Genomic DNA, 16,157 nt, shown 5'->3' with positions numbered 1-16,157 from the left:
ATAGAAATTTTTTAATATATGCATATTTAGGAGCAAATTGAATAAAATAAATTAGCAAAAGAATCCTTAATCTAAATTAAAATTAATAAAAATAATCCAAGGAAAATTTTTTCTTGGATTATTTTTATTATATTAGGTTAACATTATATTGCCCAAGCAAAGCCATAATAGTGTTATTGGGGGGAGCTTCAGTTATTATGCTGTTAAAATCTGTTATATTAGAAAAGTTAAAAATTCCATCCAAATTGAATCTTTCGTTTGGTGCCATTAAATATAGTTCTCTTGATATACTCATAATAGCCTTTTTAGTACCTGCATCCTCAGATTCACCTGTGCTAACACTTCCATCCTTGAGATCTATACCACTGCAGCCTATAAATGCTTTATTACAACGATAAAGTTTAATTTGCTCAATAGAATGTGAACCTATATTACCTCCTACAAGGGGATTGTAATCGCCACCTATAAATATAACATGAATTTTTGAATCTAAATTAATCATAGATGATATTTCAACCATATTCGTGATTAAGGTTACACTTTTATTATTTTGTATAAGCAGCTTTGTAAGTATATAGGTAATACTTGAGGCATCTAAAAAAATGGTATCAGCTTCTTTAATTTGTTCAAATGCTTTTTGAGCAATTACTTCCTTTAAGTTAGTATCTTTTTCAACTCTTTTAAAGAAACTCTCACCATTTACTATAGTACGTTTTATATTAATAGCGCCACCATATGTACGTTGAAGAAGGTTATTCTTTTCTAAAACTTGAAGATCTTTTCGAATCATACTTTCGCTTACTTCAAATTGTGCACTTAAATCTTTAACTAATACTTTCCCGTCTTTCTCTAATAAATCTAAAATATGTTTGTGTCGTTCCTCAATAAACATAAGTTCCTCCAATTTATTCGCATTTAATTTCATTTTAACAAGGAAAGTATTAAAATGCAATTAGATTAATTGACAATTGCGAATAAGTAAAATAAAATGATATTAAATGATAATGAATTGTAGAAAACAGGAATAAACTATTATGGGGGAAGATAGTATGAAAAAAGCAGTATTTTTTGATATAGACGGTACTTTAATTGATTGTTTAAATGGGATAACAGATATTACACCAAGAGTAAAGAAGGCAATTCGTAAATTGCAGGAAAATGGAAATTATGCTTTTATTGCAACTGGCAGGCCCTATGCTTTTTTAAATGAAGCTTTATGTAATTTTGGTTTTGATGGTTTTGTCCTTACAAATGGAGCCTATGTAAAAGTCAAAGATAAATGTATATATAAAGAAGCAATAAGGAAGGATATTATAAAAGATATAGTTTATAATTTTGAAAAGTTTGAAATTCAATATATCTTGCAGGGAGAAAAATATTCTTACATTAAAGACGAATATAAAAAACTGCATTCATTTTATGACTTATATAATATATCTAAGAAGTATTTAGAAGGTAATTATAATTTAGAAGAGGTAGATATATACAAAATTGAAATGTTATGCAATCATAAAAAAGGAATAGATTATTGCTTATCTTTGGGAAATGGTGTTTTTGATTATGTTCATAATGAAGAAGGAGGTTCATTTGAACTTTACTCAAAATCAAACTCAAAAGCTTCAGGAATTTTAAAAGTTCTGGATTATCTAAATATTCCAATAGAAAACAGTTATGCCTTTGGTGATGGAAAAAATGATATAGAAATGCTATCTACAGTTGGATGTGGAATAGCTATGGGTAATGCTGAGGAATTTGTTAAAGGCTATGCTAATAAAGTAACAGATACAGTAATAAACGACGGGGTAGCTTTAGAAATAGAAGAATGTATGTTATAAATTTAAGCAGCGGTTTTTCAAATTATAAAACCGCTGCTTTATTCATAAAACTTTTAGGGAAAGAACCAATTAAAGACTTTTATCTAATTCATATATAATTATAGAATCTTCATTATCTTCATTCTCATTTTTTGATTTTGAATTTTTTGCACTTGGAGGCAACGCGGAACCGCTTAAGTCCCATCTTTCTCCATTTTTTCTTATCCAATCATCTATTTCTTTATTTTCATTTTCTCCATTTCTCAATAATGCATATTTTATTTCTCCACTTCGTACCATACTTTTAAACTCATCTAAGGTTAGAATTTTATCCTTTCCACTAAAGCCACCAATTGCAATTACTGGATCACCAGTTTTTACTATTAAGTCAGAAATGTCATTGGCTTTTTCTACTGCAAGTAAATACTTTCCATCTGTTTTATGTGCATTCAAAAAGCTAATTAATTTCTCTGTAGTAGAATTAGTGCTATTTTTCATTGGTAAAAACCAATCTTTTGCATCGAGTTCATGGTTCTTAGTATTGACTAATCTTAATCCAGCTGCTGGGGATCCACCTGACATTCGATAAACCACTGTTGTAAATGACCAGAAAGAAGGGGCTATTAATAATCCTGTAAAAGCTACAGCTAAAAGTACCTTTTTAAAAATATATTGTCTCTTTATTTTCTGATCTTCTGTATTTTTAATAAAAATACATATAATTAGTATTAATGAAGAAAAAAATGAAAATACTCCGATAACTAAAATTAATTCTTTGGCAATATAATATAATTCGTAATAGGAGAGTATTAATGATTCAATTGCCCCATTTACAAGCATTGATATTGGCAATATCCATGCTTTAACTCCACCTTCCTTATAAAGTTCCAACATGGTTACAATACCTATTCCAACTAATGCAGCAATTGAAGGTGACATCATTGTTAAGTAGTAAGCATGACCAATGCTTTTTATATAACTAAAATATATACACTCGGGAATTAAGCACATTCCCCATAATAGAGTATTTAGCTGTTTTCGCTTATCAACCACTTTTCTATATTTCTGATTAATTATTGAGGCAATTAGCCCAAGCAATGCCAAGGGTAAAAACCAGCTTATTTGATCTGATAAATTATTTTCAGAAAATAGTCTTGTAACTCCTGGATTTCCATTAGTTGAAATACTTTCATTGTTTATTGCATTTTTGGTGGTTTGACCTGGATCATTATTAACATTAGTTGTTTTAGAGCTTGACGATAAATTAGAAGGCGAACTTTTATTGATTCCTGGGAATTTAATTGAAAAATTCAATCTTTCTGCTCCATTATGACCAGCAATTAGTTCGGTAACAGTATTATTAGTGCTGCTTCCTATAAAAGGTCTATTTTGAGCAGGTACTAAATCTACAATTACTGCCCAAGAAAATGAAAAAACTGTTAGAATTACAGTTCCCAATAAAAGGTGTTGTATTTTTCTTTTTATTGAAATAGATGATGCGAATAAATAGGTTATATAAAGTGCTGGTAATATCATATAAGCTTCCAACATTTTTATATTAAATCCTATTCCTACAAAAGCTAAACTTATTAATAAGTATTTCAGACTTCCTTTTTCTGCTGCTAATGATAGTAATAAGCATGATATTATTGAGGTTAAAACAAGTAGATTATCTATTGTGTTATTTCTGCTTGCAGCAACAAAAATAGGAGTTATTGATAGGCATAATGCAGCAATAAGACCTGCTTTTTTACCAAAAGATCTATTAACAGTATAGTATAAAAGTCCTACTGATATAATGCCAGCTAAAGCTTGAGGAAAAATAATACTTAAGCCGCTAAAACCAAATATCTTCGCACTTATAGCTTGTATCCAAAAGCCAACTGGAGGCTTATCAATAGTTACAAAACCAGAAGGATCAAAGGAAACAAAGAAAAAATTTTTTAAACTCATTGTCATGCTTTTTATGCCAGCAGCATAATATTCATTTGCATATCCTTCAATTCCTAAATTTAAGAAATTAAGAATTGAGGATAATAGTAATATCATGCAAAGTTGATAATTAGATTTTAAAATATTGAAAGTTTTTATGCCTAGAATTTTAATTTTCTTCAAAGAATCACTTCCTTTAGTGAAAAAATTTTGTAGAATAGCAATATTAAATGAATTTGTGTAAATTATAGCATAATAACATATCATAATCTGTGACATAAATATTAAGAATTAATAACATTTTAATTATAAATGCATTATTATGGAATATCCGAGCAAACATGTTAAGTGGAAATTGGATCTCATAATAAAAACGAAGTATGATATTCACATTTTTTTAATAAGAATTTTATATAGAGAAATTACTCATAATAAAATAAATAATATTTTATATTAATTCAAAGGAGAAATTATTATGGATTTAGAAAATTTTAAAAGCTCAATTTTAAATAACGTATATCATATTCCAGCAGATAAAAAGGTCGAGTTACATAATCATCCAAAACATGATGAAGTTTTTTATTGTATTAAAGGCGAAGGGTTTGGTGTACTTGATGATAGTGAAATAGAATTAGCAGTAGGAAAGGTTTTTATTGTTCCAGCAGGAGTTATGCATGCTCTTCGTTCTGATAGCGATTTATATGTAGCTTCGTTCCTAATTCCAGCTGTGGAACAGTAAAATATTATTTTAAAATAAGGAGGGAAAGCATGGAGGGGAATTATAATAATCTAAAGCTAGCAGAACGCGGTGCAAGAGTGAGTATTATAGCGTATATTACCTTATCCTTGTTAAAACTTGGTATAGGGTATTTAGCAAAATCTGAGGCATTACTAGCTGATGGGGTAAATAATACTACAGATATAATAGCGTCATTTGCAGTATTAATTGGACTTAAAATATCTAGAAAGCCGGCTGATGATGATCATCCTTATGGGCATTTTAGAGCCGAGACAATAGCATCTTTAATTGCATCCTTAATTATGCTTGCTGTTGGAATGGATGTATTGTATAACGCTATTAAATCGGTTATTTTTTTTAGAGCACAAGCTCCTGACTTAGTATCTGCAGCTGTTGCGATTTTTTGCGCAATTGTAATATATATGGTATATAGATACAATAAAAAAATTGCTATAAAAATAAATAGTTCCGGTCTTATGGCTGCTGCGAAAGACAATCTTTCTGATGCATGGGTAGGTGTTGGTACTACTATTGGAATTATAGCTTCTCAATTTGGATTGCCTTGGATAGATCCTCTTGCTGCTGTAATTGTAAGTATTTTAATTTTAAGAACAGGATGGGATATATTTAGAGAAGCTTCTCATAATCTTTCTGATGGGTTCAGCAAGGAAAAGCTTGAGAATATAACACAAACTATAAAGAAGGTACAGGGAGTTAAGGATATTAAGGACATAAGAGCTCGTGTTCATGGAAATAATATTCTACTTGATGTTATAGTAAAGGTAAGTTCTGAACTAACAGTAGCTGAAGGACATAGTATTACTGAAAAAATTGATGAAAAATTGAGAATAGAATTTGAAATTACTGATGTAGTTGTCCACGTTGAACCTGATAATAATGAGCTATAGATGGAGTTATGGAGAATACCATAGCTCTATTTTAGTTGTTTGGAAAACTTGAAAATTATTCTCAATTCAATTGACAAAATATATATGTATTGCATATAATGAATATATGAATAGATATTCATATGTTCAAGTAAAGAGAGTGATAAATATGGAAAATAATAATATTGAAGTTTGTAATTGTACAATAATCCATGAGGATATAATTAATAAAGTTAAGGAAGCTATACCAGAAGAAGAAACTCTTTATGATTTAGCTGATTTATTTAAAGTACTTGGAGATTCAACAAGAATAAAAGTATTATGGGCACTAGCTGAAGCAGAAATGTGCGTTTGCGATATTGCAGCATTACTTGGAATGACACAATCAGCCATTTCACATCAGTTAAGAGTGTTGAAGCAAGCGAGACTAGTAAAATATAAAAGAAATGGTAAAGTAGTTTATTATTCATTGGATGATGATCATGTTAAAAGTATTTTCAATCAGGGGCTAATTCATATATCTGAGAAAAAATAAGTTTTAGATTGGGGGAATAATTATGGCAAGTAATATAAAAATAACTACTAGTCCAGTTAATGCAAAATTATCAATTAAGAATGAATCTAATAAAGGTAAAAAAGAATTTATAAAAAAAGAGATTTTACTTGAAGGATTATGCTGTGGTAATTGTGCTGCTAAAATAGAAAGAGAATCAAGTAATATAGATGGGGTTAAATCTGCAATGGTAGATTTTATTTCAACTAAGCTTATACTTGAAATAGAAGATTCATTAAAGCTAAATGATATTATAGATAATGTTAAGAAAATAGTTAAGAGAATAGAACCCGATGTAAAAGTGGTTGTAATAGGTAGCAAAAGTAATAACTTAAAAAATAAAGCTGAAGAAGTTGCTGAAGAAAATAATAAAAGTGAAATTATTAGGTTAATAATTGGTGCAATAATTTTTGGAATAGCAACTGTAATGAAGCTTTCTAATCCAATGGAATTATTGTTATATCTGACAAGTTATATTCTAATAGGTGGAGAAGTAATTTTAGGTGCTTTTAGAAATATTATAAAAGGTCAAGTGTTTGATGAAAACTTCTTAATGAGTATAGCAACTATTGGTGCTTTTGCTATAGGTGAATACCCAGAAGGCGTTGCAGTTATGCTTTTCTATCAAATAGGAGAAATGTTTCAAGATATGGCGGTTAATCGCTCAAGAAAATCTATCTCAGCGCTTATGGATATTAGACCGGATTTTGCTAATTTAAAGGAAAATAATGATATAAGAAAAGTAGATCCGGAAGATGTTAGAATAGGCGACGTAATAGTAGTGAAACCAGGAGAGAAAGTTCCTTTAGATGGTAAAATAATCGAAGGAAATTCAATGGTTGATACTGCTGCATTAACTGGTGAGTCTGTCCCAAGAGAGGTAGGGATGGGGGATGATATTCTAAGTGGAGTTATAAACAAGAGCGGACTTTTGACAATAAAGGTAGAGAAGGAATTTGGTGATTCTACCGTTTCAAAAATATTAGATTTAGTCCAAAATGCAAGCAGCAAGAAAGCACCAACAGAAAATTTTATAACAAAATTTGCGAGGTTTTATACACCCGCTGTTGTTTTTGCAGCATTAGCACTAGCTATAATTCCACCTTTTATAATACAAGGAGCAACATTTTCAGAGTGGGTTTACAGAGCACTAGCATTTTTGGTTGTTTCTTGTCCTTGTGCCTTAGTTGTATCTATACCTCTTGGTTTCTTTGGAGGAATAGGAGGGGCATCAAAAAATGGGATATTGGTTAAAGGTGGAAATTACCTTGAAGCCCTAAATGATGTCGAAATGGTTGTATTTGATAAAACAGGAACACTTACAAAAGGAATATTTAAAGTAACAGAAATTAAACCAGAAAATAATATTACTAAAGATGAACTTGTAGCTTGTGCTGCTTATGCAGAAAATTATTCAAATCATCCAATAGCAACATCTATTCTAAAGGCATATGATAAGGAAATAATAAGAGATAAGATAAATAATTACGAAGAAATATCAGGTCATGGTGTTAAAGCAATCCTTGAAGGTAAGGAAGTACTTGCTGGTAATTATAAATTAATGGATAGAGAAGCTATAGAATATAAACAAGTTGAAACTATAGGTACTGTAGTTCATATTGCAATAGAAAAAAAATATGCCGGGTATATAGTTATATCGGACGAAGTTAAAGAAGATTCTAAAAAAGCTATAAAAGCATTAAAAGATATTGGAGTAAAGAAAACAGTAATGCTTACAGGTGATAATAAGGTAGTTGGAACTAAAATTGCTAAAGAATTAGGCTTGGATGAAGTTCATGCTGAATTATTACCAGACCAAAAAGTAGAAAAGCTTGAACTATTATTTGAAGAAAAATCACCTAAGGGCAAAGTTGTATTTGTTGGTGATGGCATAAATGATGCTCCTGTTTTAGCTAGGGCAGATATCGGAATAGCAATGGGCGGGGTTGGTTCAGATGCTGCAATAGAGGCGGCTGATGTTGTTATAATGACTGACGAACCTTCCAAAATTGCATCAGCTATAAAAATAGCAAAGAAAACAAGAAATATAGTAATGCAGAATATTATTTTTGCTTTAAGTATTAAACTTGTAATTTTAGTACTTGTAGCTTTTGGACTCGGTACTATGTGGGAAGCAGTATTTGGCGATGTTGGAGTTGCTCTTCTAGCAGTTTTAAATGCTATGAGAGCTATGAAGGTAGACAATTTTTAATTTGGTGAAGAATGCAGTCATTAATTTGGCTGCATTTTTTATGTTGATAATATAAAAATACAAATGCAGTTTATTTTAAGTGATAGCAAATTTTATATTTCCTGCATAGTATAACATTAGGTAACTTTTAAACAAATATATCAAATTATAAAGTACGGAGGAGAAAAAAATGAGTTGCAGATGTCGTAGAAGATATAATAATGCTGGAACCCTCGGAGCAAATGTAAACAACTGTAGGAATAATGCTGGAACCCTCGGAGCAAATGTAAACAACTGTAGGAATAATGCCGGAACCCTCGGAGCAAATGTAAACAACTGCAGGAATAATGCCGGAACACTTGGAGCAAATGTTAACAATTGTAGGAATAATACTGGTACTCTTGGAGCAAACGTTAATAGATGCAGAAGAAGACCTTACCCTGGAGCAGATGCATTAGAAGATGCTTATAATGCAGGTTATAATAATGGATATTGTGATGGTGTTGAAGATGGTTTCGAAGACGGATTTTGCGAAGGATTTGAACAAGGTGAAAGAGCTGGATGCGAAAATACAAGAGAAGATGCTATAGATTGTATAAGGCGAATCAGATGTTAATTAGCAAAAAGTAAATTAAATAATTAAGAGAATATTGAGTTTTACGTCTTATTAATATAGAAATAAGAATAAGAAGTAAAAAAGTAGAGATAGTATTAGATATGTTAAAATTCAATACTATCTCTTTATCTATTAGGTTTTTTACTTATTTTGTTTATAGAGTTAGGAAATCATATATTAAAATATAATTTAGTGGTCTTCAATTTCTGGGTTAGTAGCTTTTTGATTATATATTAAAAATAAAAAGATACCAAATAGAATAGTCATGGAACCAATTAGCTGCTTCAGAGTAATTGTATCACCAAGAATAAAGAATGCTAATATGCATGTGCCAATTGGTTCGCCTAAAATACTCATTGAGATTGTTGAAGTGCTTAACCACTTTATTAGCCAGTTAAATATAGTTTGTCCTAAAATTGTTGAAACAAATGCTAAACCGAAAAAGTATATCCAGTCTGATGAAGGATAGCCAGTTAATGGGTATCTAAGTATCAAAGAATATATAAGCAAAAATAACGCACTGGATGAATAAGCAATTAAAGCATATGGAACAAGAGATAAATGTTTTCTTAAGTGTTGACCAATAAAAAAATAAACTGTTATTGTAGCAGCACCTAATAAAGCAAGTGCATCTCCGTATATAGATGTACCTCCAATGCTAAAGTCTCCCCATCCAATTATAAAGCTGCCAACGATAGCTAAAATCCCGCCACCAATAGCAAAACCTTTTAACCTTTCACCAAAGAAAAAATAACCTCCGATAAATGCAAACAAAGGCTGAAGAGTAACAAATATTGTGGAACTTGCTATTGATGTAAAACGCAAAGACTTAAACCATAGTCCATAATGCAATGCAAGAAAAGCACCAGCAAGAATACCTAATAGCCATTGGTTTTTTGTTAATCTTTGCATTTCCTTAAAATTATCTTTATGAAGAAATAACATAGGTGCTAAAATGAAAGCAGAAAACATCATACGATAAGTAGCTATAATAGGTGCAGAAGCACTTGAAAGCTTAACAAAAATAGCTGATGTTGACAGGGCAATAACCCCAATAAATAATAAAAAATAGAGCAAATAAATTCGTCTAGTATTCATAATACCTCCTCTTTTGTTTAGAAATATAGGAAATTAAGATGTTAATAAATCTTTTAACCACATTTATTTTATGAACAAATTTCTTTTTAAAAATAAGCATGTTGACATTATATAATAGAACTTTAATATCTGCAAAGTATTTTAACTTATAACTATTATTTGCATGATATAAGAAACAATATATACAATTAAAGCTATACTATCTCTTATTATCGTTTGAAGTGAGTTATGGTTAGGTATCCAATACCATTATTGACAAAAATATTTACTAATATACAATTAATATCATGCGAGGTGGAAATCAAATGAGAAAAGTTAATAAATTATTATGTCTTTTAATTTCTGTAATATTTTCATTATTTTTAATTTCATGTGGAAAAAATGATATACCTGCAGCTGAGGCAAACCTAAAAATACATTATATAGATGTTGGACAAGGAGATTCGGAATTAATACAAGTTGATGGAAAGAATATTTTAATTGATGCAGGTACAAGTGATAAGAAGGCTTTAGATTATCTGAAATCTATAGGAATTACCACATTAGATTATGTTATAGCTACACACCCACATGAGGATCATATAGGAAGTATGGATGATGTTATTAACAATTATACTGTAGGAACATTCTATGCTCCCAAGGTTACAACAGCTACTAAAACATATGAAAATATGATAAAAGCCCTAAAAGTAAAAGATTTAAAAATAAATGTGCCTAAAGTAGGAGATGTAATTAGCATAGGAAATGCAACGCTTACATTTTTGGCACCAAATAGCAGTAAGTATGATGATCTTAATAATTATTCTATTGTCTGCAAATTAAAGTATGGGAATACAAGCTTTTTATTTATGGGAGATGCTCAGGATGTATCGGAAAATGAAATACTAGAAAAACAATTAGATGTACAAGCTGATGTTTTAAAAGTTGGCCATCATGGAAGCCGTTCATCTACAACACAAGGATTCCTAGATAAAGTTAATCCTAAATATGCAGTAATAAGCTGCGAAAAAGGTAATGATTATGGTCATCCACATAAAGAAACGTTAGATAAACTTAATGAAAAAAATATTAATGTTTTTAGAACAGACTTAGAAGGTACAATTATAGCAACGTCTGATGGTAAGGATATTAAATTTAATGTAAATCCAGTGGATAAAAAATCAAATATACCAGGAAACGAAAATAAAAAATCCAATAAGAAGGAAAATTAGAATAAATAAAAACTTATTATATTAGTGGATATGATTATATTTTGTATAAAAATAAGTTTATTATATATGTATCAAAAAATGTACAAGTATCATAAACTAACAATTAAGGAAAAATTATTTTGGAGGCCTACTTTGGCATATAATAGTATTAACCAAATTGCACTTTTTGAACACAATTTTTGGTTACAAATTTTAGGAGATCATTCTAGGTTTATTCTAAATGCGCTTTCACCAAAAGAAACATATTTTGTTAAAGAAGCAAATGAATTTATTAATTTATTTGATAGTATGCTGGATAAGGCTCGTAAATTAATTTCTGAGGAAAAACTTCATGAGTTAAATTACAAATCTTATTCTGCAGCAATAAAGATAAAAGAATTCAAATTAATTATTTTATCCAAACAAATCAAAGGTAAAATTTACATTAATCTTCCTCCTACATTCCTAAATCATATGATTAATGAATTAGATGAGTACATTTATATCTTAACTGAATTAATTAAGGGAAACATACCTACTAGTAAAGATATTCATATGCATTTACTTTGGCTTCCTGATGGATCTGGTCATGCCGCAACTTTAACTAGTACTTTAGATATGACTCATAAAGAATTGATAAAAAAGGCCAAGGAATATTCAAAAGTATTTGATAACTTATATCTAAAGGCAATAGAGTATAAGGGATATATGAGAACTGGTATTTGCGAATTTCCAGCGTTAAGAAAACTTAATTTTGATGCTGAAGAAATAATGAATTGTTTTAAAAAATTTTTAAAAGAATTAGAAGCAGGCATTTTAGAAAAAGAAATTCTAGGTACTCTTTACCCATTAATGACGGACCATATGTTTAGAGAAGAATGTTATTATCTAACAAAACTTTCTATGGTTTCTGATATAGAAACTCCAAAATGTGATCCAGCAAAACCTAGAATTGAGATGTAAATATAATAAAATGTGAGTTTTTTCTCACTGTGTCATTAATAAGGAGATAGTTTCGAAGCAAATGTTTAATACAACTTAGTGGAATTTTAATAAAAATATACTAATGTGTTTTAATTCATCTTTGCTTTGGAAAGTCTCTTTTTTGTACTTTTTAAATATGGAGTATTAATATTTTAACTACCTTAGAATAATTAGTAACAAATATATTGATATTTATTTACTATATAAGTGTTTAACATAAATGTTGTTAAAAAATATTTAAAGTATATGAAAAATAATGTAATAAGATAGAGAGGAGATAAATTAAGATTTATTTTATAAATTTGAGTTGGACGTTACTACTCAATACCTATTTCACTTATCTTTAGAAATCTATTATCAAAAGATAATGTATTGAAGAGCTTTAGAGAACTAAATTTCTTATGTAAGTTAAATAGTATAAAAAGTGATAAGTATTCTTCCAAATACTTTGTTGCAATACCATGATATTTTTTAAGCCATTTTTCAAGGTTATTGGAAAAAAACTTAATCTTAATTTCATCCTTTACTTTCTTTGTATGTTCTTTATTATGTGATTTAGCAACTAAAGAAATGTATCTGTCTCCATAAGGAACTAAATAAGATTTTTTATCAATTAAATGATATATTTTCTTATTAAAGCTCCGTAAGTCCCAAAAGCCTTTTGAAATAGAGGTTGCTATCATAGAATCCTCACATCCTTTAGCACTAACTACCCATATGTTATGCCTCACGTGGGTGTTAATTTTTCTGCTTCCTTTAAAATTTTCAGGTATAAGTTTTTTACTAATATATACATTTCCAATTAATTGATTTGGTACGCTATCAAATAACAAACCATGTAGTATTTTATGTCGCCAGTAAAATGCTGTTACTAAACTAATATTTAATTTTTTTGCGCAAAATCTTAGGGATTTTCTTTCTAATACATATTCAACGAATTTTATCCATTTAATCGGTTCTTTTTTCGAATAGCTCCATATAAAATTTGTAGTCTTTGAAAATGTTTTTTTGCATTCCTTACATTTATACCGTTGAATTCCTTTAAATGAACCATACTTTATAAATTTATGGCCAAGACAATTAGGACAACTTTCTATATTTCTTTTTTGACAAACATCATTTTTTAATAATATAGAAATAAAGCTTTCTAATTGTTTGAATTTTTTATCTTTTCTAATCAAAAAAAACACCTCCATAAGTTTTGAATTGTCTTTTTAATAATGGCCATAAAATACCACTTCTAAACATTGCCAACATTTATTTTAAACACAATTATATAGAGTTTTATTTTAGATACCTACATGTAGCATCTGTAAGGTTGATTATAGGAGACAAGATATTTAATATATTAACTATATCCAATCAACCTTTCGGTTGATTACAAGAACTAGGACTAGAGAGTATTATAATCTCAGAGGTGATGATAATGGAAACAATTTTAGAAGTAAAAGATTTAAAAAAATATTATAAGGAAAATAGGGCTGTTAATGGTTTGAGTTTTAATTTATACAAGGGCGAAATACTTGGTTTTTTAGGTCCTAATGGTGCTGGTAAGAGTACTACAATAAACATTCTTTCTACTATATTAAAACATGATGATGGAGAGATTAAGTTTTTTGGCATAAATATAAAGGATAATAAAAAGAGGATTAAATCACAACTTGGGATAGTTCCACAAGAGCTTGCTATTTTCGAAGAGATATCAGCGTATAAAAATGTTGAATTTTTTGCTTCATTATATGGATTGAGTGGCAAAGAACTAAGGAATTCTGTGTTGGAAGCATTAACAGTGGTAGGTTTGGAAGATAGAAAAGATGATAAACCAGTGACTTTTTCTGGGGGGATGAAGCGTAGACTAAATATTGCTTGCGCTATAGCTCATAAGCCAAAGATTTTAATATTAGATGAACCAACTGTAGGCATCGATCCTCAATCAAGAAATCATATTTTAGAATCTATTAGAAAGTTAAGAGACAGAGGAACAACTATTATTTATACAACTCACTATATGGAAGAAGTTGAGGAAATAGCAGATAGAATAATAATAATGGATAGTGGCACTAAAATAGCTCAGGGAACAATAGCGCAGCTTATGGAAAGTTATAAGAATACTAGAATTTACAAAATATCCATAGATATGGTTAAAGACAATTTTGAATTTGATTTCTTTTATGAGATAGAAGGGATTCAAAAAGTAGAATTTTTTGATAATTGTTTAAGAATTACATCAATTAAAGAAATAGAAAATCTAGATAAGATAATTATTAGTTTAATTGATAGAAATATTAAAATAAGTCATATAACAAGCGAAGAAGGAAATTTAGAAATGGTATTCTTAAAGTTAACAGGGAAAAATTTAAGGGATTAGAGGTGAAAAGTTATGATTTTATTGAAGCTAATTAAACAAGATTTTAGAAATTTAATGGCAACTCCAGTTGTTGTAACAGTTTGTACTGTTTATCCGTGGTTATTAATAGGGGTATTTGGTTTTGTATTTTCTAGCCTTTATGGCGGAGAAGGAGTGACTTCGTATGATTATTATGGGGTAACAATGATGATGTATTTAATAATTTCATCTATAACTATAACACCAAATACCTTTATGGAAAAGAAATTAAGACAAGGGAACATTAGAATAGCCTATGCTCCCATTTCAAAAGTTTCAATTTATATGTCTAAGATTATATCTTCATTTCTCTTTATGGGAATAAGTTTTTCTATTAATATGCTAATAATGAATTATTTTAACATTGTTAATTTCGGTGGAAGAAATTTTAAATATGTTCTCATATTATTTATGACATTCTTACTATTTACAGTGACAATTGGTGGGGCGGTTTGCGTAATTATAAAGACTGAGGAGTTAACTAATATGATTCTTTCAAATATTGGCAGTATTTTTGCACTTCTTTCTGGAATGTTTTTTCCAGTGGACAGCTTAGGAAAAGTGGTAAGCAGTATAGCTAATTTATCGCCTATAAAGTGGATATTGGATTTAACCTTTAATGTGATATATGACAACAATTTTCAAAATTATAGTAATATAATATTTTGCTTAATTTTGCTAAGTGTATTTAGTCTCATTGTTATGCATGTGAATTATAAGGCAGAGGATTATATTTAGGGCATTTGAGCAGTAAGGAGTGAAGAAAGATGATAAATGTTGTAAAAGGAATTTTATATAGAATGATAATAAATAATACTTACTTGATAATGCCACTAATAATTACTCCAATAGTTATAGGAGCAGCTATATATTTTTCAAGTAGTTTTGTTGAAAGAGCTAATATTGGTGTTGTAGGAGATTATGATGTGAATTTCAATAGTAACGAAATTAACGTTATTAGGCTTGAAGCTAAAGTACCTATTTCAGAATTAGTGAAAAATAAATATGAGGCAGTTATATCTTTTGAAGATGGAAGAGCTGTTGTAGATACTATTAAAGATAACGATTTTAAAAATAAACTAGAAAGAATAGCAAACGGAGAAAAGGTTACTCTTGAAGACGGAGAAAAACGAGGAATAGCTTCTAATATTGTTGGATATATAACTATGTTTGTAATATTGCTAGGAGTAATGCTTTATAGATTTTTCTTTGATGATAAAAAAGGAATTTCAAAGAGGGTAATTAGTTCAAATATATCGTATGAACAATATGTATTAAGTCATTTTATTTCAGTATTTCTTATGATTTTTGTTCCAACAGTATTAATAACAGTTTTATCTAAAGAATTACTAAAATTAGATACAAGGGTCACTACTTTGGAATTAGCATTTATAATATTAGTTTTATCACTCTTGTCTTCAGCTTTTGGGCTATTCATGTCGTCTGTCACAAAGGAGATGGAGAGTGCCAGTATGCTTGGTACGATGATCAATATTATAACTACTTTACTTGCAGGAAGTTTTTTCACAGTCTCAAGTAACAATCTAATTAATACAATTGGAAATATTATGCCTCAAAAGCATATTTTAAGTTTTACAATTTCTTTGGAAAATGGCATTGGCATAAATTATGTTGATATAATTAGTGTTATTGTTGTTTCATTAGTGATGATAGTCTGTTCCTTTTTAATTAATAGATATAAAATGAGAAGATATAATTACATGTAGATAATTTTGTTATATGTGGATTCTATGGTAAAATATACAC

15 protein-coding genes are annotated in these 16,157 nt (G+C 29.2%); 11 read left to right on the top strand and 4 right to left on the bottom strand.

Going from position 1 to position 16,157, the window contains the following annotated elements:
• Window positions 1-127: 127 nt before the first annotated feature.
• Window positions 128-892, bottom strand: a complete 765-nt coding sequence (locus COL3_RS20390; RefSeq protein ID WP_008421106.1) for a DeoR/GlpR family DNA-binding transcription regulator — start codon at window positions 890-892, stop codon at window positions 128-130.
• 157 nt (window positions 893-1,049) lie between these two features.
• Here COL3_RS20390 and COL3_RS20385 point away from each other — a divergent pair, with 157 nt between their 5' ends.
• Window positions 1,050-1,835, top strand: coding sequence for an HAD family hydrolase (locus tag COL3_RS20385; protein WP_008421103.1), 786 nt, complete (start codon window positions 1,050-1,052; stop codon window positions 1,833-1,835).
• 69 nt (window positions 1,836-1,904) lie between these two features.
• Here COL3_RS20385 and COL3_RS20380 read toward each other — a convergent pair whose 3' ends face one another.
• Window positions 1,905-3,929, bottom strand: a complete 2,025-nt coding sequence (locus tag COL3_RS20380) for a glycosyltransferase family 39 protein (RefSeq protein ID WP_242982161.1) — start codon at window positions 3,927-3,929, stop codon at window positions 1,905-1,907.
• Window positions 3,930-4,221: 292 nt separating this feature from the next.
• Here COL3_RS20380 and COL3_RS20375 point away from each other — a divergent pair, with 292 nt between their 5' ends.
• The 5 genes from COL3_RS20375 to COL3_RS20355 all read left to right on the top strand — a co-directional run bounded on the left by COL3_RS20375 (window position 4,222) and on the right by COL3_RS20355 (window position 8,732).
• Window positions 4,222-4,485 (top strand): cupin domain-containing protein, encoded by a 264-nt coding sequence (locus COL3_RS20375; RefSeq protein WP_008421099.1) that lies wholly within the window; start codon window positions 4,222-4,224, stop codon window positions 4,483-4,485.
• 29 nt (window positions 4,486-4,514) lie between these two features.
• Entirely contained in the window at window positions 4,515-5,393 is an 879-nt protein-coding gene (locus COL3_RS20370; RefSeq protein WP_008421097.1) for a cation diffusion facilitator family transporter, read from the top strand.
• Window positions 5,394-5,541: 148 nt separating this feature from the next.
• On the top strand, window positions 5,542-5,907 hold the full coding sequence (locus COL3_RS20365; protein WP_008421095.1) for a metalloregulator ArsR/SmtB family transcription factor: 366 nt from the start codon (window positions 5,542-5,544) through the stop codon (window positions 5,905-5,907).
• 22 nt (window positions 5,908-5,929) lie between these two features.
• A complete protein-coding gene (locus tag COL3_RS20360; protein ID WP_008421092.1) occupies window positions 5,930-8,137 on the top strand; it encodes a heavy metal translocating P-type ATPase in 2,208 nt (735 codons plus the stop codon).
• A 169-nt stretch (window positions 8,138-8,306) separates the two neighbouring features.
• Window positions 8,307-8,732, top strand: coding sequence for a hypothetical protein (locus tag COL3_RS20355; protein WP_008421091.1), 426 nt, complete (start codon window positions 8,307-8,309; stop codon window positions 8,730-8,732).
• Window positions 8,733-8,921: 189 nt separating this feature from the next.
• Here COL3_RS20355 and COL3_RS20350 read toward each other — a convergent pair whose 3' ends face one another.
• Window positions 8,922-9,830 (bottom strand): DMT family transporter, encoded by a 909-nt coding sequence (locus COL3_RS20350; RefSeq protein ID WP_008421090.1) that lies wholly within the window; start codon window positions 9,828-9,830, stop codon window positions 8,922-8,924.
• 305 nt (window positions 9,831-10,135) lie between these two features.
• Between COL3_RS20350 and COL3_RS20345 the strand changes: the two genes are divergently transcribed.
• The gene (locus tag COL3_RS20345; protein ID WP_008421089.1) at window positions 10,136-11,041 is read left to right on the top strand and encodes a ComEC/Rec2 family competence protein; all 906 of its coding nucleotides are present in this window, start codon (window positions 10,136-10,138) and stop codon (window positions 11,039-11,041) included.
• Window positions 11,042-11,173: 132 nt separating this feature from the next.
• Complete coding sequence (locus tag COL3_RS20340; protein ID WP_008421088.1) at window positions 11,174-11,983, top strand: DUF2935 domain-containing protein; 810 nt, start codon at window positions 11,174-11,176, stop codon at window positions 11,981-11,983.
• A gap of 338 nt (window positions 11,984-12,321) precedes the next feature.
• On the opposite strand, the gene COL3_RS20335 is transcribed toward COL3_RS20340, so the two are convergent.
• Window positions 12,322-13,185 (bottom strand): hypothetical protein, encoded by an 864-nt coding sequence (locus COL3_RS20335; protein ID WP_008421087.1) that lies wholly within the window; start codon window positions 13,183-13,185, stop codon window positions 12,322-12,324.
• Window positions 13,186-13,430: 245 nt separating this feature from the next.
• On the opposite strand from COL3_RS20335, the gene COL3_RS20330 reads away from it, so the two are divergent.
• Genes COL3_RS20330 through COL3_RS20320 form a run of 3 tightly spaced genes read left to right on the top strand, consistent with a single transcriptional unit; the run spans window position 13,431 to window position 16,117 of the window.
• Window positions 13,431-14,372: an ABC transporter ATP-binding protein gene (locus tag COL3_RS20330; RefSeq protein ID WP_008421086.1), complete on the top strand. Its 942-nt coding sequence runs from the start codon at window positions 13,431-13,433 to the stop codon at window positions 14,370-14,372.
• A 12-nt stretch (window positions 14,373-14,384) separates the two neighbouring features.
• Window positions 14,385-15,128, top strand: coding sequence for an ABC transporter permease (locus COL3_RS20325; protein WP_008421085.1), 744 nt, complete (start codon window positions 14,385-14,387; stop codon window positions 15,126-15,128).
• A gap of 29 nt (window positions 15,129-15,157) precedes the next feature.
• Window positions 15,158-16,117, top strand: coding sequence for an ABC transporter permease (locus COL3_RS20320; protein ID WP_008421084.1), 960 nt, complete (start codon window positions 15,158-15,160; stop codon window positions 16,115-16,117).
• Window positions 16,118-16,157: the final 40 nt, after the last annotated feature.

It is taken from the genome of Clostridium sp. LS, from assembly GCF_002760435.1.
GTDB lineage: Bacteria > Bacillota > Clostridia > Clostridiales > Clostridiaceae > Clostridium.
The sequence above is the reverse complement of the archived record's forward strand: the minus strand, read 5'-3'. Positions and strand labels throughout refer to the sequence as shown.

Bases quoted from the DNA above. Each gene is read 5' to 3' on its own strand.
- COL3_RS20365 (WP_008421095.1), top strand. From the start codon at position 5,542: ATGGAAAATAATAATATTGAAGTTTGTAATTGTACAATAATCCATGAG.
- COL3_RS20385 (WP_008421103.1), top strand. From the start codon at position 1,050: ATGAAAAAAGCAGTATTTTTTGATATAGACGGTACTTTAATTGATTGT.
- COL3_RS20320 (WP_008421084.1), top strand. From the start codon at position 15,158: ATGATAAATGTTGTAAAAGGAATTTTATATAGAATGATAATAAATAAT.
- COL3_RS20390 (WP_008421106.1), bottom strand. From the start codon at position 892: ATGTTTATTGAGGAACGACACAAACATATTTTAGATTTATTAGAGAAA.
- COL3_RS20350 (WP_008421090.1), bottom strand. From the start codon at position 9,830: ATGAATACTAGACGAATTTATTTGCTCTATTTTTTATTATTTATTGGG.
- COL3_RS20330 (WP_008421086.1), top strand. From the start codon at position 13,431: ATGGAAACAATTTTAGAAGTAAAAGATTTAAAAAAATATTATAAGGAA.
- COL3_RS20375 (WP_008421099.1), top strand. From the start codon at position 4,222: ATGGATTTAGAAAATTTTAAAAGCTCAATTTTAAATAACGTATATCAT.
- COL3_RS20325 (WP_008421085.1), top strand. From the start codon at position 14,385: ATGATTTTATTGAAGCTAATTAAACAAGATTTTAGAAATTTAATGGCA.
- COL3_RS20345 (WP_008421089.1), top strand. From the start codon at position 10,136: ATGAGAAAAGTTAATAAATTATTATGTCTTTTAATTTCTGTAATATTT.
- COL3_RS20370 (WP_008421097.1), top strand. From the start codon at position 4,515: ATGGAGGGGAATTATAATAATCTAAAGCTAGCAGAACGCGGTGCAAGA.
- COL3_RS20355 (WP_008421091.1), top strand. From the start codon at position 8,307: ATGAGTTGCAGATGTCGTAGAAGATATAATAATGCTGGAACCCTCGGA.
- COL3_RS20360 (WP_008421092.1), top strand. From the start codon at position 5,930: ATGGCAAGTAATATAAAAATAACTACTAGTCCAGTTAATGCAAAATTA.